The sequence below is a fragment of the Pseudomonas sp. BS3767 genome, from assembly GCF_900099665.1.
GTDB lineage: Bacteria > Pseudomonadota > Gammaproteobacteria > Pseudomonadales > Pseudomonadaceae > Aquipseudomonas > Aquipseudomonas cerasi.
In genome coordinates this window covers 137,724-160,600 of the sequence record NZ_FNCX01000001.1, presented here as the reverse complement: position 1 = coordinate 160,600, position 22,877 = coordinate 137,724, and the positions used below count along the sequence as shown (strand labels likewise).

At 58.7% G+C, this 22,877-nt stretch carries 20 protein-coding genes; 12 read left to right on the top strand and 8 right to left on the bottom strand.

The genetic code is table 11. The annotated features are described in order from the left end of the window. Positions 1-48: 48 nt before the first annotated feature. The 6 genes from BLR16_RS00735 to BLR16_RS00710 all read left to right on the top strand — a co-directional run bounded on the left by BLR16_RS00735 (position 49) and on the right by BLR16_RS00710 (position 5,333). Positions 49-759, top strand: a complete 711-nt coding sequence (locus tag BLR16_RS00735) for a histidine phosphatase family protein (RefSeq protein ID WP_003369383.1) — start codon at positions 49-51, stop codon at positions 757-759. A 55-nt stretch (positions 760-814) separates the two neighbouring features. After that, positions 815-1,132: an SCP2 sterol-binding domain-containing protein gene (locus BLR16_RS00730; RefSeq protein WP_003369381.1), complete on the top strand. Its 318-nt coding sequence runs from the start codon at positions 815-817 to the stop codon at positions 1,130-1,132. Positions 1,133-1,346: 214 nt separating this feature from the next. After that, entirely contained in the window at positions 1,347-2,414 is a 1,068-nt protein-coding gene (locus BLR16_RS00725) for a phosphotransferase family protein (protein WP_044308207.1), read from the top strand. A gap of 27 nt (positions 2,415-2,441) precedes the next feature. After that, positions 2,442-3,209, top strand: coding sequence for an SDR family oxidoreductase (locus BLR16_RS00720; RefSeq protein WP_003434139.1), 768 nt, complete (start codon positions 2,442-2,444; stop codon positions 3,207-3,209). 103 nt (positions 3,210-3,312) lie between these two features. Then, positions 3,313-4,461, top strand: coding sequence for a Gfo/Idh/MocA family protein (locus BLR16_RS00715; protein ID WP_024663557.1), 1,149 nt, complete (start codon positions 3,313-3,315; stop codon positions 4,459-4,461). A gap of 92 nt (positions 4,462-4,553) precedes the next feature. Further along, entirely contained in the window at positions 4,554-5,333 is a 780-nt protein-coding gene (locus BLR16_RS00710; protein WP_074807551.1) for a TSUP family transporter, read from the top strand. Here the strand turns inward: BLR16_RS00710 and nudC are convergent. Beyond that, positions 5,301-6,137: an NAD(+) diphosphatase gene (gene nudC, locus BLR16_RS00705; protein ID WP_003369368.1), complete on the bottom strand. Its 837-nt coding sequence runs from the start codon at positions 6,135-6,137 to the stop codon at positions 5,301-5,303. The two genes, BLR16_RS00710 and nudC, sit on opposite strands and share 33 nt — an antisense overlap. Positions 6,138-6,175: 38 nt before the next feature. Beyond that, complete coding sequence (locus tag BLR16_RS00700; RefSeq protein WP_003369367.1) at positions 6,176-6,988, bottom strand: crotonase/enoyl-CoA hydratase family protein; 813 nt, start codon at positions 6,986-6,988, stop codon at positions 6,176-6,178. Between the two features lie 220 nt (positions 6,989-7,208). Here BLR16_RS00700 and BLR16_RS00695 point away from each other — a divergent pair, with 220 nt between their 5' ends. Continuing rightward, positions 7,209-8,693 (top strand): ATPase domain-containing protein, encoded by a 1,485-nt coding sequence (locus BLR16_RS00695; RefSeq protein WP_032609592.1) that lies wholly within the window; start codon positions 7,209-7,211, stop codon positions 8,691-8,693. Beyond that, positions 8,690-10,714 carry a response regulator gene (locus BLR16_RS00690; RefSeq protein ID WP_003369363.1) on the top strand — a complete coding sequence of 675 codons (2,025 nt, stop codon included), beginning with the start codon at positions 8,690-8,692 and terminating at the stop codon, positions 10,712-10,714. Before BLR16_RS00695 ends, BLR16_RS00690 begins: the two co-directional genes overlap by 4 nt. Positions 10,715-10,783: 69 nt before the next feature. Here the strand turns inward: BLR16_RS00690 and BLR16_RS00685 are convergent, their stop codons facing one another. From BLR16_RS00685 to BLR16_RS00665, 5 genes are all read right to left on the bottom strand, one after another. Next, entirely contained in the window at positions 10,784-11,161 is a 378-nt protein-coding gene (locus BLR16_RS00685) for a response regulator (protein ID WP_003318062.1), read from the bottom strand. Positions 11,162-11,262: 101 nt separating this feature from the next. Continuing rightward, positions 11,263-12,444, bottom strand: coding sequence for a hybrid sensor histidine kinase/response regulator (locus tag BLR16_RS00680; protein ID WP_003434146.1), 1,182 nt, complete (start codon positions 12,442-12,444; stop codon positions 11,263-11,265). Then, a complete protein-coding gene (locus BLR16_RS00675; protein WP_054081481.1) occupies positions 12,438-13,052 on the bottom strand; it encodes a chemotaxis protein CheB in 615 nt (204 codons plus the stop codon). Before BLR16_RS00675 ends, BLR16_RS00680 begins: the two co-directional genes overlap by 7 nt. Beyond that, positions 13,049-13,870, bottom strand: coding sequence for a CheR family methyltransferase (locus tag BLR16_RS00670; protein WP_003369355.1), 822 nt, complete (start codon positions 13,868-13,870; stop codon positions 13,049-13,051). The genes BLR16_RS00675 and BLR16_RS00670 overlap by 4 nt, the downstream gene beginning before the upstream one ends. A gap of 49 nt (positions 13,871-13,919) precedes the next feature. After that, the gene (locus BLR16_RS00665; protein ID WP_003369353.1) at positions 13,920-17,438 is read right to left on the bottom strand and encodes a response regulator; all 3,519 of its coding nucleotides are present in this window, start codon (positions 17,436-17,438) and stop codon (positions 13,920-13,922) included. A gap of 332 nt (positions 17,439-17,770) precedes the next feature. Here BLR16_RS00665 and BLR16_RS00660 point away from each other — a divergent pair, with 332 nt between their 5' ends. Next, a complete protein-coding gene (locus tag BLR16_RS00660) occupies positions 17,771-18,142 on the top strand; it encodes a response regulator (RefSeq protein WP_003369350.1) in 372 nt (123 codons plus the stop codon). Continuing rightward, the gene (locus tag BLR16_RS00655; RefSeq protein WP_161437842.1) at positions 18,135-19,469 is read left to right on the top strand and encodes a glycosyltransferase; all 1,335 of its coding nucleotides are present in this window, start codon (positions 18,135-18,137) and stop codon (positions 19,467-19,469) included. Before BLR16_RS00660 ends, BLR16_RS00655 begins: the two co-directional genes overlap by 8 nt. On the opposite strand, the gene cobF is transcribed toward BLR16_RS00655, so the two are convergent. Beyond that, positions 19,466-20,224, bottom strand: coding sequence for a precorrin-6A synthase (deacetylating) (gene cobF, locus BLR16_RS00650; protein WP_044308244.1), 759 nt, complete (start codon positions 20,222-20,224; stop codon positions 19,466-19,468). The two genes, BLR16_RS00655 and cobF, sit on opposite strands and share 4 nt — an antisense overlap. Before the next feature lie 119 nt (positions 20,225-20,343). Between cobF and BLR16_RS00645 the strand changes: the two genes are divergently transcribed. Next, positions 20,344-21,249 (top strand): AraC family transcriptional regulator, encoded by a 906-nt coding sequence (locus BLR16_RS00645; protein ID WP_003434154.1) that lies wholly within the window; start codon positions 20,344-20,346, stop codon positions 21,247-21,249. Positions 21,250-21,489: 240 nt separating this feature from the next. Further along, positions 21,490-22,812: an ABC transporter substrate-binding protein gene (locus BLR16_RS00640; RefSeq protein WP_003369339.1), complete on the top strand. Its 1,323-nt coding sequence runs from the start codon at positions 21,490-21,492 to the stop codon at positions 22,810-22,812. The last annotated feature ends 65 nt before the right edge of the window (positions 22,813-22,877 follow it).

Genomic DNA, 22,877 nt, shown 5'->3' with positions numbered 1-22,877 from the left:
ATCCCTCATAACCTCGGCGAACCTTCAACGTACCGAGAAGAAACGGACGTGGGCAGCATCTACCTGATACGACATGGCCAGGCCTCATTTGGTGCAGACAATTACGACGTGCTGTCGCCCGTGGGTATTCGTCAGTCTCAGGTATTGGGTGCCTACCTTGCCGAGCAGGGCCTGAGCTTCGATCGCTGCGTGTCCGGTGAACTCATGCGCCAGAAAGACACCGCCCAGCATGTGCTGGGCCAGTACACCGAAGCAGGCCTCGATACGCCTGCCGTGCAACTGGACAGCGCGTTCGATGAATTCGATGCCGAAGGCGTGATCAAGGCGTTGATACCGGCGATGCTCGAAGACGAACCACAGGCGCTGGATATTCTGCGCGACGTTGCCGCAAACCCTGCAGGGTTCCAGCGCCTGTTCAACCTGATTACCGGGCGCTGGCTGAGTGGCAATCACGACACACCGGGCCTGCAAAGCTGGCAGGCGTTCGTGGCCCGCGTCGAAGCAGGCCTGAAGCGGATTCTCCAGGCTGCCGGCCCGCATGAGCGTATCGCGGTATTCACCTCCGGCGGCACCATTACTGCCCTGCTGCATCTTATTACCGGAATGCCTGCATTGAAGGCACTGGAGCTTCACTGGCACATCGTCAATACGTCGTTGCATCAGCTTAAATTCAAAGGCAACGACGTGACCCTGGCTTCCTTCAACGGTTACACACATTTGCAACTGCTGAAGGCGCCGGAGCTCATCACCTATCGCTGAGCCCGGCCAATCGCGTCCTGTCGGACGCTGGCACTCACTCTAAAAGGATCACCTCATGACCTCAGTAGCAGACGCCGTACAGACAATGAAAGACAAGTTCAACCCAGCTGCTGCTGCCGGTCTGGACCTGGTCTTCGGCTTCAACATCACCGACGAAGATAAACACTACGCGCTGATCGTCAAGGACAGCACCTGCCAACTGGAGGAAGGCGAAAACCCTGACGCCAACGTGACCCTGGTCATGGACAGCCAGACCCTCAAGGGCATCGTCAGCGGCGAGACCGATGGCATGCAGGCGTTCATGGGTGGCAAGCTGCGTGCCGAAGGCGACATGATGCTGGCCATGAAGCTCAGCGAACTGTTCCCGGTATAAACCTGCCGCACACGGCAGACTGGACTACCTGAGACCGAAGCCCCGCCGGCTTCGGTTTTTTTATGCACGCACCTTTCTGTAAAACAGCGATCAGAGCTACTGATTGCCCGGCAACACGCTAGCCTATAAAGCGCCCATGCGCTTGATCGCGGATTGGACGATCATTAGATTAGTCAATAGTTTGCGCTGACCATAATAAACACAAGGGATACGTATGGCACTGACTGACCAGTCCACCGAGGTTCGCAGCGGCGAAGAACTGGACGCCTTCCGAATCGACGCGTATTTGAAGGCGCACATGGCGGATCTTCACGGCACGCCGGCGATCAGTCAGTTTCCGGGCGGTGCATCGAACCTGACCTATCTGCTTCAGTACCCTGAGCGGGAACTGGTACTGCGTCGTCCACCCTTCGGACACAAGGCGCGTTCGGCCCATGACATGGGCCGCGAGTACCGTATTCTCAATCAGCTCAAGGAAGCCTTTCCCTACTGTCCCGAGGCTTATCTGCACTGTACCGACGAGTCACTGATCGGCTCGGAGTTCTACGTCATGCAGCGCGTCAAAGGGGTTATCCTGCGCTCCGACCTGCCGCCGGAACTGGCGCTGGATGCCCGACAGACCGAACAGCTGTGCAAAAACTTCATCGACAAACTGGTGGACCTGCATCGCGTCGATTATCAGGCCTGTGGCCTGGGTGACCTCGGCAAGCCGCAAGGCTATGTGCAACGGCAGATTTCCGGCTGGTGCGAGCGCTATGAGAAAGCACTGACCCCGGACGCTCCGGCGTGGGAGCAGGTCAAACGCTGGCTGGTCGCCAAAATGCCTGCCGACTCCCCCACCTCGAGCATCGTGCACAACGACTACCGTTTCGACAATGTGATCCTCGACCCCGCCAACCCGATGCACATCATCGGCGTGCTGGACTGGGAGCTGACCACGCTCGGCGATCCGCTCATGGACCTGGGCAACACCCTCGCCTACTGGATACAGGCTGACGATCCGGCTCCGGTGCAACTGATGCGCCGCCAGCCGAGCAATGCGCCGGGGATGCTGACCCGCCAGGCTTTTGTCGACTATTACGCCGAGCGCGCCGGCGTGCGCATCGACAATTTCGATTTCTACTACACCTACGGCCTGTTCCGTCTGGCCGGTATCGTGCAACAGATCTATTACCGCTTTTTCCATGGCCAGACCCAGGACAAGCGCTTTGCCCAATTCATTCACATGAACAGGCTGCTGGAGCAGATGAGCCTGAGCGTAATCGAAAAATCCAGCCTCTGACCGCCAGCGCCAAGACAAGGAAATGACATGTCCAGAACCCAGCTCTTCGACCTTGATGGCAAGGTTGCCTTCGTTTCAGGTGCCAGCCGAGGAATCGGTGAAGCCATTGCCCGGCTACTGGCCCAGCAAGGCGCGCACGTTATCGTCTCGAGTCGCCGACTCGAGGGTTGCCAGGCGGTAGCGGACGCCATCGTCAGCGAGGGTGGCAAGGCAACAGCCATTGCCTGCCACATCGGTGAGCTGGAACAGATAACCCATGCATTTACGCAGATTCGTCAGCAGTTCGGGCGCTTGGATGTATTGGTCAACAACGCCGCCACCAATCCGCAGTTTTGCAACGTGCTGGATACGGATCCCGGGGCCTTCCAGAAGACCGTCGACGTCAATATTCGCGGTTACTTTTTCATGTCCGTGGAAGCTGGCAAGCTGATGCGCGAAAACGGCGGCGGCAGCATCATCAACGTGGCGTCCATCAACGCGGTATCGCCGGGCGCCTATCAAGGCGTCTATTCGATGACCAAGGCAGCCGTGGTCAACATGACCAAGGTGTTTGCCAAGGAGTGCGCTGAGTTCGGCATCCGTTGCAACGCCCTGCTTCCCGGTTTGACCGACACCAAGTTCGCATCGGCACTGGTCAAGAATGACGCGATCCTCAACATGGCGCTGTCGCAGATCCCGCTGAAACGCGTTGCCGCTCCCAGCGAGATGGCCGGCGCGGTGCTTTACCTTGCCAGCGAGGCCTCCAGCTATACCACTGGCGTCGCACTGAACGTCGACGGCGGCTTTTTATCCTGAAGCCCACTTGGCCCGCAGAAAAAAAGAAAATGAATTAATTTTCCAAAATTAAAATAATTGGAATATATTTTCCGCATAACAACAATCCTTTTTGGAGAATGTCATGCGGGAATCCCTTTCCACATCGCCTGCGCAACTGGGTATTGGACTGATCGGCACCGGCTTCATGGGCCGCGCTCATGCGCTGGCGTTTGGCAACGCCAACGCTGCGCTTGACCTGCCTGCACGTATACGACTCTCCGCGCTGGCGGACGCCGACAGTGCACGCGCCGAGCGATGCGCAAGCGCCTGGGGCTTCGACCGCAGCCACGCTGACTGGCAGCAATTGATCAATGATCCGCACGTACAGATCGTGGCGATTACTACCCCCAATCACCTGCACTTCCCCATGGCCATGGCCGCCATCGCCGCAGGCAAGGCGGTGTATTGCGAAAAACCGCTGGCCGTGAATCTCGCCCAGGCCGATGAAATGCGCCGCAGTGCCAAGGCTGCGGGTGTCGTCACCCAGGTTGGCTACAACTACCAGCACAACCCGATGATCGGACTCGCCAGGGAAATGATCGAAGCCGGCGAACTGGGCGAGATCGTCAGCTTTCAGGGTGAGTTCAGCGAGGATTTCATGGGCGATCCGGCGTCCCCCTGGTCGTGGCGCTGTGAAGCGGCGCACGCGGGCGGTGCGCTGGCAGATCTGGGCAGCCACTTGCTGGCGATGGCGCGTCATTTGCTGGGCGACGTCGAATCAGTCTGCGCCGACTCCAGCACCGTGCACCGTGAACGCCCGGCGAACAGCGGCAGCCAACAGATGCGCGCCATTGCAGTGGACGATCAGACCCACGCGCTACTGCGCTTTGCCAGTGGTGCGCGCGGGACGTTCAGCAGCAGCTGGCTCAAACACGGCTACAAAAACCACCTGAGTTTCGAGATCAGCGGCACCAAGGGCACGCTGGCGTTCGATCAAGAGCGGCTCAACGAGCTGCACCTCTACCGCACAGGCACAGCCGGACGCGATGGTTTTCAGCGACTGCTGGCCGGCCCTGCACAACCGGGTTACGCCGCGTTCTGCCCGGCCCCTGGTCACCAGTTGGGTTACAACGAGCTCAAGGCGCTCGAAGTACAAGCGCTCATCCAGGCCGTATGCGGTCAGCACAGGCGTGGCCCGGACTTCGAGGAAGCGTGGCAGATCGAGCGCCTGGCGACGGCCATTCGCGTGGCCGCAGCCGAGCAGCGCTGGGTCGCGCTCGCCGACATCTGACTTCCTGCAAGCGTTGCACAAGGGGTAGAATGCGCCACGTTCGGGCAGCCATTCTGCCCCCTTGCCGTCCTCGCCATAAGCCCCCTGCCACCATGCCCTTTGAACTCAGCGTCGACCTGACCACCCTCGCCATTCTTGCCGTGGTTGCTTTCATAGCGGGATTCATAGACGCCATCGCCGGTGGCGGCGGACTGCTGACCACCCCGGCGCTGATGACCGCCGGCCTGCCGCCGCATCTGGTGCTGGGCACCAACAAGCTCAGTTCGACCTTTGGTTCAGCGACGGCCAGCTTCACCTTCTACCGTCGCAAACTGTTCGATCCGCGCCAATGGCTGCATGCCGTGGTCGGCACTGCGATCGGTGCCGCGCTAGGCGCTGTGATTGCCCATTACCTGCCAGCCGAATGGCTGAACCAGATGTTGCCGGTGATCGTGTTCGGTTGCGGACTGTATTTGTTGTTTGGCGGCACGCCCAAGGCCCCTCTGGACAGCAACGCACCGATCAAAAGGAAATGGCAGCTTCCCCAGGGAGTGAGCCTGGGTTTCTACGACGGTGTTGCCGGACCGGGTACCGGCGCGTTCTGGACAGTCAGCACCCTGCTGCTCTACCCGGTTGATCTGGTCAAGGCCAGCGGCGTGGCGCGCAGCATGAACTTCGTCAGCAATGCCGTGGCGCTCTCGGCATTCATGTTTTCCGGCCAGGTGGATTACATCATCGGCCTGAGCATGGGCCTTGCGGTGATGCTCGGTGCCTACTTCGGTGCAGGCACCGCGATCAAGGGCGGTGCCAAATTCATCCGCCCGGTGTTCATCACCGTGGTTCTGGGCCTGACCGTGCGCCTAGCCTGGCAACACTGGTTCGGGGGCGCCTGAGCGCTCGGCCAGATACGCCTCGATCAGGTAGCGGGCAATCGACCGATTGGCCGGCAACGGCGGCAGGTCATCGACATGAAACCAGCGTGCGTCTTCAATCTCTTCTGCCTGGGGCACGATTTCACCGCTTTCGTATTCGGCATGGAACCCGAGCATCATCGAGTGCGGGAACGGCCAGCACTGGCTGCCGCGGTACTTCAGGTTCTTGATACGCACCTGCACCTCTTCCATCACCTCGCGATGCACGCAGTCTTCGGCAGATTCACCCGGCTCCACGAACCCGGCCAGTGCGCTGTACATACCGGTGACGAACCGCGGTGAGCGCGCCAGCAGGATTTCATCGCCACGGGTGACCAGCACAATCATGCTGGGCGAAATACGCGGGTACAGCCGCAGGTTGTCATGCTCGCAGAACATCGCACGTTCGCCGCGAATCTGCACCGTCGCACGACCGCAGGCACCGCAGAAACGGTGTTCCCTGGCCCATGTGCTGACTTGCGCGGCGTAGCCGAGCATCTGGAAAACAGCGAAGTCGCCTTCCAGCATGAATTGACGCAAGCCTTGCCAGGCGCAGCCCTCGACGGCAACCGAGCGTTCGAGCACCAGAAGGTAGACAGGCTCACCCTCGAAATAGCCTATGCCGTGCTCGCTCTGCACCGGCAGGTCCAGCCCGTTCAGCCAGCCTCTGGGGAACATCACCCCATTGGCATCCAGCAAAAAACCCTGATCACCCTGAACCACAGCCAAACCGCCAGGGGCCTCGACATCCAGAACTGCAGTTGTCCAACGCTCCGGGCGCGACATTAGAAACTCCTTCGCTCAGACTCGAGCCTTGTCATGTATCAATTATCGAAGACCGGCTTCTGCTTGCTCATCTGCGCAGCCATCGCCAGCTTCAGGTCAGGTGATTGCAGCATGGCTGCGTTCCAGATGGCAACGTGTTCGAGGCCGTCTTCCACTCTGTGATCGCGCATGTAGCTGATCATTTGCTTGGTGCCTTCGATAGCGATGGGCGATTTGCCGGCTATTTCCCGAGCCACCGCCAGAACACCCTGCAACAGACCTTCAGTGTCCTCGAAGGTGCGATTGACCAACCCGATCCGTTGCGCCTCTTCAGCGCCGACGCTACGCCCGGTGTAGGCCAGTTCGCGCAGCACACCATCACCGATGATCCTCGGCAGGCGTTGCAGCGTGCCGACATCGGCGGCCATGCCCATGTCGATCTCGCGAATGGCGAACTGCGCGTCAGCCGCCGCATATCGCATGTCACACGCAGAAATCAGGTCGATGGCACCGCCCAGGCAGTAGCCTTGAATGGCGGCAAGAACCGGTTTGCGGCAATTGTCCACGGCCGTGAACGAGGCTTGCATGTCGCGGATCTTGCGCCGCAACAGACGTGCATTGCGCCCTGCGTCCTTACCCAACTGGCTGGCGACCGAAGCCAGCAATGCCAGATCGATGCCGGACGAAAAGTGCTTGCCTGCACCGCTGAGCACCACAACGCGCACCTCGTCGGTACGCTCTATCCAGTCGAAGATGTCGATTATCTCCGTCCAGAACGACTCGTTCATCGCGTTGAGTTTTTCAGGCCGGTTGATTTGTACGTGAGCAACGCTGTCGCCCAGCTCGACCCGGAAACTTTGATAATCGGTCACGACGTGATCCCTCAAGCAGGTGGGTGTTCAGGCGCAGGACTATAACAACTGCAACAGACACATCGTAACCGGACTGAAGTGACATTTGCAGGACCCGAAAACTACCCGCCCGGCTATATTGGATATGGATGTTCCCCTCAAATAGGGGGAACGGTCGCAGTACCTGACGGTCCAGTAATGAGGCATTAACAAAACCTGTACGGTTATCAGAGGGCGATACTTGAATACGTCAAAAGCGGCAACCGGCATTGAAGGCCTGGATGACATCCTTGCAGGAGGTCTTTCACGCAGTCATGTGTTTCTTCTTGAGGGAGAACCCGGAACCGGCAAGACAACCGTGGCGCTGCATTTTCTGCAGGCCGGGGCGGCAGCGGGCGAAATCTCGTTGTATATCACTCTGTCCGAGACTGAAAGCGAGTTGCGCTCGGGTGCAGCCTCGCACGGATGGCAGCTCGACGAACATATCAATATCTTTGAACTGACACCGCCTGAAAGCCTGCTCGATGCGGATCATCATCAAAGCCTGCTCTACTCCTCTGACCTGGAGCTGGGTGAGGCGACGCGGCAGATATTCGAGGTGGTCGAGCGTGTCAAACCTACTCGCGTCGTCATCGACAGCCTCTCGGAAATCCGTCTTCTGGCGCAGAGTTCGTTGCGCTACAGGCGCCAGATTCTGGCCATCAAGCATTATTTCACCCGCTACAACGCGACAGTGCTGCTGCTCGATGACCTGACCACCGAGGCACTCGACAAGACCGTGCACAGCGTTGCCCACGGGGTGATTCGCCTTGAGGCACTGACACCTACTTACGGTGCCGAGCGCAGGCGTCTCAAAATCGTCAAGTACCGCGGTCAGAAGTATCGCGGTGGTTTTCACGACTTCACCATTGCCGAGAATGGCATACACGTCTTTCCTCGCCTGGTAGCCGCCGAACACCGTTCCAACTACTCGCGCACTCAATTGAGCAGCGGAATCCAGGAGCTGGATAACCTGCTCGGAGGCGGCATCGAAGGTGGCTCCAGCACCCTGATTCTTGGCCCGGCCGGGACCGGGAAATCGCTCATCTCGCTGGTTTTCGCCGTGCAGGCGGTCGCACGCGGCGAGCGCGTCGGTCTGTTCATATTCGATGAGGAAATGGGCCTGCTGTTCGAGCGCATGCTCAAGCTGGGGATCGACCTGCGTGCACTGCAGGAAACCGGCAATCTGGTGGTCGAGCAGATCGACGCCGCAGAGCTGTCCCCTGGCGAGTTCGCACACCGTGTGCGGCGTGCAGTCGATAAAAAGCAGATAAAGACCGTTGTCATCGACAGTATCAACGGTTACCAGGCTGCAATGCCTGAAGAAAGCGCGCTGGTTCTGCACATGCACGAGCTGCTGCTCTACCTCAATCGCCAGGGCGCCTCGACCTTCATGACCGTTGCGCAGCACGGACTGGTCGGCGATATGCGCTCGCCAGTAGACATCACCTACCTTGCCGACAGTGTGATTCTGTTGCGTTACTTTGAAGCATTGGGTCAGGTACGCCGTGCGATATCGGTCATCAAGAAACGCACCGGCACTCACGAATCCACAATCCGTGAGTACCGCATCAGTTCCAGCGGATTGAAAATAGGCGAACCGCTGGAGGCCTTTCAGGGTGTACTGCGCGGTGTGCCGTCGTACATGGGCGACAAGAAACCGCTGCTTGAGGATGACGACCTGTGAGTACCCCAGGTCTGTTATCAGAGCGCGCGATCATTCTCGCCCCACGCGGGCGGGACAGTCAGATCGCCATGCGTATTCTCGACGAAGCAGGTTACCCCGCGACGGTCGCCCGTGACGTGCCCGAACTGGTCAGAGAGCTGGGGGCCGGTGCCGGTCTGGCGATCATCGCCGACGAGGCACTGCGCAACACTGATATGACCCCATTGCTGGAGCTGCTTGGCCGTCAGCCGCCCTGGTCGGACTTGCCTATCGTCTTGCTGACCCACGGACCTGATCACAACCCCTCTGCGCGCATGGGTAATCTATTGGGCAACGTGACCTTTCTCGAGCGCCCTTTCCATCCGGTGACGTTGGTGAGTCTGGTGATGACAGCGGTGCGCGGCCGTAGACGCCAGTATGAAGCTCGCGCGCGCATGGAGGATCTGCACGAAAGTGAAGGCCGCCTGCAGAATGCCCTGAAGGCCGGCAGGCTGGGCTCATGGGTTCTGGAGGCCGAATATCTCAAACTGACCTGTTCGGACATCACCAAAAGTCACTACGGCCGCGACGAGCAGAACACCTTCGGTTACGACGACTGGCTGGCCGCCGTTTATTTCGAAGACCAGCCCCGAATGCAATCGGCGTTGCAGCGCAGCCTGGACACCGGTGTCGATCTGATCATCGAATACCGGAATATCTGGCCGGACGGCTCACTCAACTGGGTGGATGTGCGCGCCCGTGCCACGCGCGGCAAGAACGGCCTGGTCGGCTCACTGGCGGGGGTGACATCCGACATCACCGAGCGCAAGCAGGCCGAGTCGCAGTTGCGCCGCCTCAATGAAACGCTCGAGCAACAGGTTGAAGAGCGAACCTCGCAGCTACGTCACAAAGAGGAAATTCTGCGCCAGTCACAGAAAATGGAGGCAGTCGGCCAGTTGACCGGCGGGATTGCCCATGACTTCAACAACATGCTGACAGGGATCATCGGCAGCCTCGAGTTGATAAGACGCCGGCTGGCGCGCGGGCGTGTCGAGGACCTGAACGGCCTGATCGATCTGGGGGTCACCTCAGCAAACCGCGCCGCCGCCCTGACCCATCGTCTGCTGGCCTTCTCACGGCGTCAGTCGCTGGACTCCAAGCCGGTCGAAATGAATCATCTGGTCAACGCCATGGATGAACTGCTACAGCGCAGCGTTAACGAGAGCATTCATTTGCAGCTGCGCCTGGCACACGATCTGTGGACCGCAGAAGCCGACCCCAATCAGTTGGAGAGCGCCCTGCTCAATCTGGTACTCAACGCCCGCGACGCCATGCCTGACGGCGGCACGCTGGTGGTCGAGACCTTCAACCAGCAACTGGACAGATCCTTCACCAATGCCCATGAGAACCTGCTGCCGGGTGACTATGTCGTACTGAGCGTCAGCGACAATGGCTGTGGCATGCCTGAAACCGTCATCAGTCGAGCGTTCGACCCGTTCTTCACCACCAAACCCATCGGCCAGGGCACGGGTCTGGGTCTTTCGATGATCTACGGCTTCAGCAAGCAATCGCATGGCCACGTCCTGATCAAGAGCGAAGTCGGCGTCGGCACTACCGTACAACTGTTTCTGCCGCGCTTTCAGGGACTGGCGGATGAGGCAGAGCAAAGCTTCCAGAGCAATGCCGTTTACGCCGAGAACGGCGAGACGGTACTGATCGTTGAGGACGACCCTGCCGTGCGCGCGCTGGTCAGTGAAGTGCTTGGCGAGCTGGGCTACACCTTTATCGAGGCTGGCGAGGCAGCGGACGCAGTACCCATACTGGAATCCGGACGGCGTATCGATCTATTGATCAGCGATGTAGGCCTGCCAGGCATGAACGGCAGGCAACTGGCGGACATCGCGAGGCAACTGCGACCGGAACTCAAGGTGTTGTTCATCACCGGTTATGCAGAACATGCGGCGGTGCGCGGGGGCTTTCTGGACACAGGAATGCAATTGATCACCAAACCCTTTGCGTTCGATCACCTGACGTCAAAAGTACGGGAAATGATAGAAGCCTGAGCAAGACTCAGGCTTCAGGCAGCGCAGATTTATCAGATTGCCCGCTCACTCGTCGGGCAGGCAGGCCGCTCAAGCCAGTAGTTTCTGGATCTGGGTGTGCAGGGTGTCCATGGTGAAGGGCTTGGCGAGAATAGGCGCCTTCAGCGCGATGGGGCTGCCCGAATCGAGTATCTCTGCCGGGTAGCCGCTGATGAAAATCACCTTCAACTCGGGCCGCAGCATGATCGCGGGCTCGGCAATCTGTACGCCCGAGACGCCGCCCGGCAGCCGATAATCGGTGATCATCAGGTCGAGATGGGGTTTGGTCGCCAGAATCTCGAAAGCCTGCTCGCCGTTCTCGGCTTTCAGGACACGATAACCCTCACCCGACAGATAATCGGCCAGAAGCATCAGGATCAGGGGCTCGTCTTCGACGATTAGTACGACGTTTTCTGCATCAGCGCTCATTGAACTGCCTTTGATCTTATAAATAGCTGCCATTACGACCACGGCACGCGTGGGAGGTTGCGCCAACGTGTGATTAAACTTGATCGCCGGAGGCGGCGACCTTACAGAGGCAGACAGATACGAAACACCGAACCCTTGCCCTCTTCACTCTCCACTTCGATGCGACCGCCGTGAGCCATGACGATCTGATCGGAAATGAACAGCCCAAGACCCAGCCCGGCAACAGCGTGATTAGTCGACACCCGCTCGAACTGCTGAAAGATGCGCTTCTGGTTTTCGGCCGTAATGCCAATACCTTGATCCCTCACTTCAATGAAGGCCTCGCTGTCCTTGCTGTACACATGCACTTCAATCGGCTTTCGCGCGCCGTAGCGCAGCGCGTTGGTCAACAGGTTGGCAACCACCTGCTCAATGCGGAACTCATCCCAGACGCCTATTACCGGCTGCTCGGCGAACCGGGTGATCGTGGAATTGGCGGCGGCGATCTGCGCGGCAAAACTTTCCAGCAGTTGAGTGACCAGCTCGCTCAGGTCGAACGGACTTGGCCTGATCGACAGCTTGCCGGTACGAATCCTCGATACATCGAGCATGTCTTCGATCAGGCGGATAAGGCTCTGAATCTGCCGCTCATCGCGATCGACCATGGCACGTAACTTTTCCATGGTAAACGCCGCTGCGTTGTCCTTGGCCAGGTGCAGCTTGCGCAGCTGGGTCTCCAGAATCAGGCCGTTGAGCGGCGTGCGTACCTCGTGAGAGACGATGGACATGAAGTCATCACGCATACGAATCGCATGCTCCAGCTCGCTCTGGGTCGACTGCAGACGCTTGAGCAAGGCCTCCTGCTCCTGGCGACTGCGCTCAAGTTCCTCGACTTGTATCTTCATGGCCTTGCGCTGCCGGTAAAGATCGACGAACACATTGACCTTGCTCTTCACCGCGTGAATATCCAGCGGCTTGTGCAGGAAGTCCACGGCACCGCTTTCATAACCCTTGAAGGCGTAATTCAGCTCACGTCCGGCGGCACTGACGAAGACGATTGGAATGCTTTTGGTCTTTTCCGTGCTGCGCATCATCTCGGCCAGCTCGAAGCCGTTCATCCCGGGCATCTGCACGTCGAGGATGGCCATGGCGAATTCGTGCTGCAGCAGCAGTGACAGCGCCTCATCGGCAGACAGCGCCTTGTAGACGATTCGATCACCGCGCTTGATCAACGCTTCGAGCGCCAGCAGGTTTTCCGGCAAATCATCGACGATAAGCAGTTTTGCCTGAATTTCACTTAACATGCGGTTCGTTCCAGCTCGACCAGCAAGCGGCCAATATCGTTCAGGGAAAGGAGGTAATCGGGCGAGTGCAGCGCCAGGCCAGCTTCAGGCATGGTAGAAGCCTGGGCCTGCGAGGGGTCCTGAATCACCGTGAAACCACCGTACGTCTTGATCTGCAGCAACCCGTTCGCACCGTCATTATTGGCACCGGTCAACAGCACCCCGGCCAGTCGCGCCCCATAGGCATCAGCAGCCGAACCGAACAGAATGTCGATACTGGGCCTTGAATAAAACACTTTGTCCTCCTGACTCAACGACAGGGAAAAGTCGGACTCCACCGAGACGTGATAGCCCGCTGGCGCAACATACAAAGTGCCGGGCACTATGCTCTCCTTGTCGTCGGCTTCCTTGACCGGAATCGCCAGACGGTTCTGAAACACATTGGCCAACTGGCTATGCCGGTCATCAGGCAAATGCAGAACCATCAGGATAGGCAACGCAAAACCCTTGCGCAGGCCGCTGAATATTTTCAGCAAGGCTTCCACGCCGCCGGCCGATGCGCCGACCACAATGGCATCGACCACGGGCAACGAGTGACTCAAGGCGTCATCGCCAAACGTGGTTTTCATGATTTCCGGTAAATCCGCTCGGGTTTCACCAGCGCCTCGAAAGCGCCCCCGTACGCTGAGAATTCCAGCGTCTCCTTGCTGCCCAACGCCAGAAAACCACGATGACACAGCGAGTCATGAAACAGCCCGAACGCTCGATCCTGGAGCTTTTTGTTGAAATAAATCAGTACGTTACGACACGAAATAAATTGCGTTTCGGAGAATACACTATCTGTGGCCAGACTGTGATCGGCAAACGTGACGTTCTCGCACAGCGTCTTGTCGAAGATCGCGTAGTCATAGGCGGAAGTGTAGTACTCGGCAAAATCGCGCTGCCCTCCCGCCTTTCGATAGTTCTCGGCGTAGGCCCGCACACTGTCCATGGAAAAGATGCCCTGCTTGGCCTTCTCCAGCGAGCTGGGATTGATATCGGTCGCGTAAATGATGGTTCGCTCCAGCAGCCCCTCTTCACGCAACAGAATAGCCGTGGAATAGACCTCCTCGCCCGTACTGCAGCCGGCAATCCATACCTTGAGTGACGGGTAGGTACGCAGCACCGGTACGACCTCATTACGGATTGCCAGGAAGTGCGAGGGATCACGGAACATCTCACTGACCGGGATCGTGAGAATCTGCAGCAATTGCATGAACGCCGCAGGGTCGTGGATCACACGTTCCTGCAGCGCGGAGATGGTTGCACAATCGAACTGGCGCAACGCATGGATCACGCGGCGCTTGACCGAAGCGCCGGAGTAGTCACGAAAGTCGTAGCTGTACTGAAGGTAAATCGCCTCGATCAGCAGGCGCAACTCGATGTCCATGCTTCGATCAAGCTGCATGGTGCCGCCCGGGCTTGCCATTGCAGACGCCCCTCCACTGAAGCCTCATTCAGATACGCTCCATCTTCGGCAGCCAGACGCGAATCAGCGAAAACAGACGATCCAGATCAATGGGTTTGGCCAGGTAATCGTTGGAACCCGCCTGCAGACAACGCTCCTGATCATCCTTCATGGCCTTGGCCGTGACGGCGATGATCGGCAGCTTGCGCCAGCGCGGGTCCTTGCGGATCTCGATGGTCGCTTCAAAACCATCCATTTCAGGCATCATCACGTCCATCAGGACCAGATCGATGTCTTCCACCTCATTGAGCCTGGCAATCGCCTCCAGACCATTGCGGGCGATTTCCACTACCGCACCCTTATGTTCAAGGGCGCTGGTCAGCGCAAAGATATTGCGCACATCGTCGTCGACCACGAGGATCTTGCGCGCCTCGAAGACCTTGTCACGGCTACGTGCGGTCTTGAGCATCTTTTGCCGTTCGTTGGACAGTTGCGACTCGACCTTGTGCAGGAACAGCGTGACCTCATCGAGCAGCCTTTCAGGCGAGCGCGCACCCTTGATAATGATCGAGCGCGAATACTTCATCAGCTCGGCTTCTTCATCGCGGGTCATGTTGCGGCCGGTATAGACAATCACCGGCGGGAAGGCGCAGATGTCCTCCATCGACATGCGCTTGAGCAATTCATTGCCGAGCATGTCCGGAAGCTTGAGATCAATGATCATGCAGTCATAGACATGATCGCGCAGCAGGTCCAGCGCCTCCTGGGCAAAGCCTACCGCAGTGATTTCAATATCGTCATCACCGATCAGGCGCGCGATGCTGTCACGCTGCAACGCATCGTCTTCGACCAGCAGGATACGTTTGACCTTCTGCGTCAGCTTGGCTTCCAGCTTGGCGAACACGTCCTTGAGCTCTTCACGCGTGGTCGGCTTGACCGCGTAGCCAATCGCGCCCATGTGCAAGGCGGCTTCCTGGCGATCCTCGACCGAGATCACGTGTACGGGAATGTGCCGGGTGGGCGCCAGCTCCTTGAGACGCTGCAGCACGGTCAGGCCCGAATGATCCGGCAGGCGCATGTCCAGCAGAATGGCATCGGGCGTGTAGCGGGACGCCAGGTTGAAGCCATCGTCAGCAGCATGCGCGACCAGACAGTCGTAGCCCAGCTCGTGGGCCAGGTCGTAGAGAATCTGGGCGAATCGCACTTCGTCTTCGATCACCAGGATGCAACGACGCTCGAAGGGCGCCTTGTCCCGGTCGTCGGCAAATACCGGTACCGGCGTATCCATCGGCACGGGTGCCGGTACCGGCTGCGGGATGACCGGAAGCGCAGCCACAGACAGCGGCAGCGCAGCAGGCGCTGGTGAGATGAGCAGATCGCTGTCCGGCTCGCGGCCGTCTTGTTCGACGTATTGCTCCGGCAGCACGAGGCTGAAAATACTGCCCTGCCCCGGTGCGCTGGTCACACTGATCGATCCGCCCAGCAATGCCGCCAGATCACGCGAAATCGACAGCCCCAATCCGGTACCGCCATAACGCCGGTTGGTGGTGCCGTCTGCCTGACGGAACGCTTCAAAAATGCCCTGCTGGTGCTCCTCGGCGATTCCGATGCCCGAATCACGCACGATGAACGCGATACCCGCGCCCGGATGACGCGAAACCACCATGCTGACCGAGCCTGCTTCAGTGAACTTGATCGCGTTGGACAGCAGGTTCTTGAGGATCTGCTCAAGACGCTGGCGATCCGTGAACAGCATGGTAGGCGCACCGGCCTGGATGTCGACGGTAAACGCGAGCTTCTTTTCGGCGGCCAGCGGCTGGAAGAGCGTCCGCAGACCTTCGACCAGTCGGGGTACGCTGCTGTTTTCCGGGCGCACTTCCAGCTTGCCGGCCTCGACCTTGGAAATATCCAGAATGTCGTTGATCAGATTCAGCAGGTCATTGCCCGCCGAATAGATCGACTCGGCAAACTTGACCTGTTCGGCGGTCAGGTTCTCGCCCGGGTTCTCGGCCAGCAGTTTGGCGAGGATCAGTGAGCTGTTGAGCGGCGTGCGCAGCTCGTGGGACATATTGGCGAGGAACTCGGACTTGTACTTGCTGGCGCGCTGCAGTTCGTCTGCCCGCGCCTGCAACTCGGCCTGAGCAATATTCAGTTCTTCATTGTTGCGATCCAGCGCATCGCGCTGCTCGGCCAGTGCCTGACTCTGGTCGGCGAGTTGCTCGTTGGTCTGCTCCAGCTCAGCCTGCTGGGTCTCCAGATGGACCTGGGACTCCTTGAGGATGCGCGATTGCTCCTCCAGCTCTTCGTTGGCCGTACGCAGTTCTTCCTGCTGCACCTGCAGTTCTTCGTTGAGCTGCTGGGTCTCGGCCAGCACCTCCTGCAGACGCTGGCGATAACGGGCGGCTTCGATGGACGTACCGATGTTGTCCGCCACCAGCTCAAGAAACTCGATATCGCGCTCGGTCAGGGTGCGCAGAAAGCCCATTTCGATCACGCCGTTGACCTGATCGTCATTGCTGGTCGGCACCACCACCACGCTGCGCGGCGAGCCATCGCCCAGGCCGGAGGCGACCTTGAAGTAGTTATCCGGCAGTTCATCCAGCGTAATGATGCGGTCCTGCTGGGCTGCCTGCCCCACAATGCCTTCGTCACTGTGAATGGTCTGATCCTGCTGCTCCTGTTCGCGGGAGAAACCATACGAGGCAACTCGCGTGAGGCCGCCGTGGTCCTGGCGGATGTAGACAGCGGCCACCGACGCGCCCAGGTGTTGGGTCAGAAACTGGAGGATATTCCGGCCCAGCATGCTCAGCGTCAATTGCCCCAGGACCTGCTCGGCCAGCTCGCTCTGACCATTGCGCAGCCAGGCCACCTTCTGCAGGCGCTCGGCATTGACTTCCTGCAGTCTGAGGTTTTCGCTGTAAGTGTTCGACAGCGACATCAGATCCCTGCGACCGATATAGGCCAGAATTGCGCTGACAATCACCACGAATATCAGATAAAGGGTGACGGAAAGAATGGTACTGCGCGTGACTTCCGCATTGCGGGTCAGGCGCAGTTGCTGCTCCATTTCCACGGCCTGATCGTATTCGGTGCGGATCTGATCGGTAATTCGCTTGCCACGTCCGGCCAGCACCGGCGTCTGATAATCGGCGTTGGTGCGCCGCAACGTAATCATCTCCTGGGCGAACGCATTCCACTCCTGTTGCAGCGTGGCCAGACGCCTGAACCGATCCAGTTGCGTGGGGTTGTCTTCTACCAGTTCCTCCAGCCCCTGCAGCTCGGCGAGCAACAGCGGCTTGGCGACTTCATAGGGATCGAGAAAATGCTGATCACCGGTGAGCAGGAAACCGCGCATGCCGGTTTCCATGTCTATCGACAGTTTCATTGAGCGGTTGGTGTTGTTGATCACCCGGTCAGTGTGCTCGACCCACTGTATTGCAGTGAGCAGATAACTGATCAGCAGAATGAAGAAAACTGCGCTCAATACACCGACGCCCAGTGGTAAGCCAACGTTACGCCCCAGCAATTTTCGAAAGCGTTGTTCATCGACAACAGACGTCCGATTCATGAAATATCCCTGACGAGTGGATCAAAACCGTAGAGTTTGCCGTAAACCTACGAAAAACACTCTTATTTCTGACATAGAGGATTGAAATTTCACACATAAATGCGCGATAAGCTCACGCCTGTATTCATTAATGACGCCAACCCGTGAGCCGCCCTGTCGATTTACGGTATTTGTGCCTCGATTGAACTTCCACCCGGTTTTTATTTACTGATACAGGGACTGTATCAACAGCGGACAGGCCCTCGCTCGGTTACCCTGAGTTGACGGGAAAGGATGCGTAAAATTCCACACTGTCTGCACCATCGCCATTATTCAGGTTTAAGGAGTCAACCATGCCCGACACAGCCCGCACCATTCTCGTGGTCGAAGACGACGCCATTGTGCGCATGCTGATTGTCGACGTGCTCGAGGAGCTGGAATACAAGGTACTGGAAGCCGAGGACGCTACGTCGGCACTGACCTTTGTTGCAGACGATTCCAATCACATCGACTTGTTGATGACTGACCAGGGGCTGCCTGACATGAAGGGCACCGCACTGGCCAAAAAGGTCATCGAACTTCGCCCGCAATTGCCGGTGCTGTTCGCCAGCGGTTACTCCGAAAATATCGACGTGCCGCCAGGCATGCACTCGATCGGCAAGCCGTTCTCCATCGACCAGTTGCGTGACAAGGTAAAAAGCATTCTCGGGAACAGCCTTGACTGACATCGACGCAGTCTTCAACCGTACCGACAAGCCTGTCAGCACCCGCCTATTGATCATCGGCTACGTGTGGCCAGAACCGCGCTCCTCGGCCGCGAGCGGGCACATGATGCAATTGATTCAATGCTTTCTGGAGCAGGATTGGCAGATCACCTTTGCCAGCCCTGCCACTGAAGGCGAGCACCGCGCCGATCTGCTCGGCCTGGGCATCCACGAAGTGCACATTGCGCTCAACGACAGCAGTTTTGACGTGTTTGTCAGCGAATTGCAGCCTGACGTGGTGCTCTTCGATCAGTTCATGATCGAAGAGCAGTTCGGCTGGCGTGTCGAGCAGCAGTGTCCTGACGCGCTGCGAATTCTGGAGACCTCGGATTTCCAGAGCCTGCGCCACGCCCGCCATCAGTTGTTGAAGGACGCGCTGAACAGCGATTGCCCCGAGGCTGCGCCGGGCAGTGTGGACATTTCAGCGCCGCAGCTTTTCCGGAAGATAGCGTCCAGTGATCTGGCGCAACGCGAAATCGCTTCGTTGTATCGCTGCGATCTCAACCTGATGACGTCCGATGTCGAAATTGCACTGCTGAGCGGCCCTTTCGGCCTGCCCGAGACGCTGCTGCACTGGTGTCCGCTGATGATCGACGGGGCGCCCGACAGCTTCCGGCCTTTTGCACAGCGTGCACACTTCCTCAGTATCGGCAACTTCCGTCATGCGCCCAACTGGGATGCGGTGCTGTGGATGAAAACCACTATCTGGCCGCTGATCCGTCAACAACTGCCCGAAGCCCAGTTGCACATCTACGGTGCCTATACGCCACCCAAGGCCGCGGCGCTGCACAACGCCGCTCAGGGCTTTCATGTGAAGCACTGGGCCGAGGATGCGCTGGAGGTCATGTCCAATGCGCGAGTGTGCCTCGCGCCATTGCGTTTCGGGGCTGGCATCAAAGGCAAGCTGATGGACGCGATGCTCTGCGGAACGCCATCAGTCACCACCCCGATGGGTGCGGAAGCCATGAGCGGCGGGCTGCCGTGGCCCGGCATCATTGCCGATAAGCCAGCCGACATCGCTGACGCTGCGGTCAGGCTGTATCAGGAGCAGAACCTCTGGCTTGAAGCGCAACATGCGGGTCAGGCGTTACTGCAAGCGCGCTTCCAGCATCGGCAACACTGTGCGACCCTGATCGAGCGCATCGAGACCCTTCGCAACGGACTCGCGGAGCATCGCCTGGCGAACTTCACCGGCGCCATGCTGCGGCATCACCACCACAAGAGCACCAAATACATGGCGCAGTGGATCGAAGCGAAGAATCGCAACAAGGATGAAAAACCGGCTTAGGCCGGTTTGCGTAGCAAATAGGTATCCATGATCCACCCCTTGCGCTCGCGTGCCTCGCTGCGCAGCCGCCTGATTTGCTCGCAGACCTCATCGAGCCGGCCCGACACCAGTATCTCGTCCGGCGTGCCCAGATACGCGCCCCAATAGATGTCCAGCCCCTGCCCCACATAACGCTCGAATGTGCAGTGCGCGTCGAGCATCACCACGACGTTGCCGAGGTGCTCCAGCGGAGCTGTCGCCATGCGTCGGCCGGTGGTGATAAGAATCGACTCGCCGATGCGATTGAGCGGGATCCGGTGCCGCGCGACCAGGCTCTGGACGCTGGTGATACCGGGAATCACCTGATACTCGAATACCTCGTTGCGCCGCGCCAGGACCTGATCAAGGATGCGCATTGTGCTGTCGTAGAGCGACGGGTCGCCCCAGACCAGAAACGCGCCGACTTGATCCACACCAAGCTCATCGGTCAACAACCGCTCGAAGAGTATTGCGCGCTGTTCGTGCCACCCCTCGATGCCGCGCTCGTAGGCCTGCGGATCATCTTCACGTCGAGGATCCTGAACTTGCACCAGACGGTAGCGTTCATGAGTGATATAGCGCTGACAGAGCTCTTTGCGCAGCCTCAGCAACTGATCGTCGACGTACCCCTTGTCGAGGATAAAGATCACCTCTGCACGGTTCAGTGCCGCGACAGCCTGCAGGGTGATCTGCTCGGGATCACCGGCCCCCATACCGATCAGCAGGATCTGTTTCATCGGGCAACGCCTCCACTGTGCAGGAGCCTGATCGTAGGTGATTTTTGCCAACGACCGGGCATTGAACTGAAAAATCAGGCACATTACTCTTTTGGCAACGGATGAACATGACATCGCCAATGAATAAAACAACAAGAATCGCCGACCCTTCCTACGAATTGATGGACGACCACAACGGTCTGTCGATCATCTACCGCGAGCATGGTTTCCCCTGCCCGCTGGTGCGCTGGCACTTCCACAAGGAATATGAGCTGCACCTGATTGTCGCCAGCTCTGGCAAGGTGTTTGTCGGCGACTACATCGGCAATTTCAATCCTGCCAGCCTGTTTCTCACCGGCCCCAACCTGCCGCATAACTGGATCAGCCAGATCGACGATGGCGAGGTGGTGCCCAAGCGCGACATGCTGGTCAACTTTACCGACGAGCTGCTGGAAAGCGGCAATCAGGTGTTTGCCGAACTCAAGACCCTGACGCCCTTACTGGAGCGCGCCCGCTACGGCATCGAATTTCGCTGCAAACGCACGATTCGTCAGGCCATGAAGCAAATGCAGAAGATCGCCGACTCACGAGGCATCACTCGCCTGGGCCACTTCTTCATCCTGCTCGAGCTGCTGGCCGCCAGCGACGACTACCAGCTGCTGTCAGGCACGGCGGTGGCCCACACGGCGGACGAGCACAGTGTGGATCGCACCAACCGGGCGGTGGATTATATATTCACCCACTATGGCCGCGAGCTGCCGCTGGAGGAAGTCGCCGAGTATCTGGGCATGAAGCCGACCTATTTTTCCCGGGTGTTCAAACAGGCTACCGGGCGCTGCTTCGTGGAGTTCGTCAATCGGCTGCGCATCAGCAAATCGTGTGAACTGCTTGCCGACGGCGACAAACCGGTCACCGATGTGTGCTTCGAGTCCGGATTCAACAATATTTCCAATTTCAATCGGCGCTTTCAGCAACTCAAGGGCATGACCCCGTCGCACTACCGCCGCCTCGCCGTTCAGCGTCTGACCGAACAAAACCTGTACTGATTCGCCCCGCTCTCGCCCTCATCGTCTACGCTGAAGATGCGTCGAAGCCGTCCTATGGGCGATTCGGCGCTGTTGGCTTTTCGCACCCGAGTGCAAAAAAGTATCAGTCAGAGTGCGGCGCAGGATTTGTCTTTCAGACCGAACGCCGGTGTAATCAGTGCACATCTTCCTCACCTCCGGAAGAGAAAAAAACAATAACCATCCTTCTACAGTCCTTTGGGCGTGGAAGAGGAGTGATCAATGAAGAACTCAGCAAAACTTCTGCTCGCCAGTTCCGTCCTCAGTACCTGTTTCGTGTTCAGTGGCAGTGCCACAGCGGGGACCGTGACCATCGCCACGGTCAACAACAGTGACATGATTCGCATGCAGCGCCTCTCCAAGACCTTCGAAGAACAGCACCCCGACATCAAGCTCAACTGGGTCGTGCTGGAAGAGAACGTCCTGCGCCAGCGACTGACCACCGACATCGCCACCAAGGGCGGCCAGTTCGACGTGCTGACCATCGGCATGTACGAAGCCTCACTCTGGGGTCAGAAAGGCTGGTTGCAGGAAATGAAAGACCTGCCTGCCAGTTACGAGCTGGACGATGTGTTCCCTTCCGTGCGTGACGGCCTGTCGGTGGACGGCAAACTGTTCGCCCTGCCGTTCTATGCTGAAGCTTCGATCACTTACTACCGCACCGACCTGTTCAAGGCGGCCGGCCTGACCATGCCAGAGCGCCCTACCTGGACGCAGATCGCCGAGTTCGCCGGCAAACTGACCGACAAATCCAAGGAACAGTACGGTCTCTGCCTGCGCGGCAAGGCTGGCTGGGGCGAGAACATGGCGCTGATCACCACGCTGGCCAACGCCTTTGGCGGACGCTGGTTCGATGAGAAGTGGACGCCACAGTTCGATCAGCCAGAGTGGAAGAATGCGCTGAACTTCTACGTCAACACCATGAAGCAGTCCGGGCCGCCGGGCGCCTCCAGCAACGGTTTCAACGAGAACCTTGCGCTGTTCAACAGCGGCAAGTGCGCCATCTGGGTCGACGCCAGCGTTGCCGGTTCATTCGTGACCGACAAGAAGCAGAGCAAAGTGGCCGACAGCGTCGGCTTCACCTACGCCCCGCATGAGGTGACCGACAAGGGCTCGTCGTGGCTGTACTCGTGGTCGCTGGCGATCCCGACCAGCGCCAAGAACACCAAGGACGCTGCCGAGTTCACCCAATGGGCCACCTCGAAAGAGTACGCCAAACTGGTTGCCGATACCGACGGCGTGTCCAACGTACCGCCGGGCACCCGCGCCTCGACCTACACCGACGAGTACAAAAAGGCAGCGCCGTTTGCCAACATCACGCTTGAGTCGTTGAAGAAGGTCGATCCCAAGTCGCCAACCCTCAAGCCCGTGCCTTACGTCGGCATTCAACTGGTCACCATTCCCGAGTTCCAGGCCATCGGCACCAGCGTCGGTCAGCAGTTCTCCGCAGCACTCATAGGTCAGTCCACTGTGGATCAAGCCTTGCAGAATGCGCAAACCGCTACCGCGCGCGACATGAAACGAGCGGGTTACCCGAAAAAGTAACCGTCACGCACCAGGGCGAAAGCCGATGCTTTCGCCCTGCCGCTCAACTGCGCAACAACTCTGGT

Coding starts and splice junctions, on each gene's coding strand:
- BLR16_RS00730 (WP_003369381.1), top strand. CDS start 815: ATGACCTCAGTAGCAGACGCCGTACAGACAATGAAAGACAAGTTCAAC.
- BLR16_RS00665 (WP_003369353.1), bottom strand. CDS start 17,438: ATGAATCGGACGTCTGTTGTCGATGAACAACGCTTTCGAAAATTGCTG.
- BLR16_RS00670 (WP_003369355.1), bottom strand. CDS start 13,870: ATGCAGCTTGATCGAAGCATGGACATCGAGTTGCGCCTGCTGATCGAG.
- cobF (WP_044308244.1), bottom strand. CDS start 20,224: ATGAAACAGATCCTGCTGATCGGTATGGGGGCCGGTGATCCCGAGCAG.
- BLR16_RS00680 (WP_003434146.1), bottom strand. CDS start 12,444: ATGTTAAGTGAAATTCAGGCAAAACTGCTTATCGTCGATGATTTGCCG.
- BLR16_RS00685 (WP_003318062.1), bottom strand. CDS start 11,161: ATGAGCGCTGATGCAGAAAACGTCGTACTAATCGTCGAAGACGAGCCC.
- BLR16_RS00725 (WP_044308207.1), top strand. CDS start 1,347: ATGGCACTGACTGACCAGTCCACCGAGGTTCGCAGCGGCGAAGAACTG.
- BLR16_RS00720 (WP_003434139.1), top strand. CDS start 2,442: ATGTCCAGAACCCAGCTCTTCGACCTTGATGGCAAGGTTGCCTTCGTT.
- BLR16_RS00645 (WP_003434154.1), top strand. CDS start 20,344: ATGAATAAAACAACAAGAATCGCCGACCCTTCCTACGAATTGATGGAC.
- nudC (WP_003369368.1), bottom strand. CDS start 6,137: ATGTCGCGCCCGGAGCGTTGGACAACTGCAGTTCTGGATGTCGAGGCC.
- BLR16_RS00640 (WP_003369339.1), top strand. CDS start 21,490: ATGAAGAACTCAGCAAAACTTCTGCTCGCCAGTTCCGTCCTCAGTACC.
- BLR16_RS00660 (WP_003369350.1), top strand. CDS start 17,771: ATGCCCGACACAGCCCGCACCATTCTCGTGGTCGAAGACGACGCCATT.
- BLR16_RS00715 (WP_024663557.1), top strand. CDS start 3,313: ATGCGGGAATCCCTTTCCACATCGCCTGCGCAACTGGGTATTGGACTG.
- BLR16_RS00675 (WP_054081481.1), bottom strand. CDS start 13,052: ATGAAAACCACGTTTGGCGATGACGCCTTGAGTCACTCGTTGCCCGTG.
- BLR16_RS00710 (WP_074807551.1), top strand. CDS start 4,554: ATGCCCTTTGAACTCAGCGTCGACCTGACCACCCTCGCCATTCTTGCC.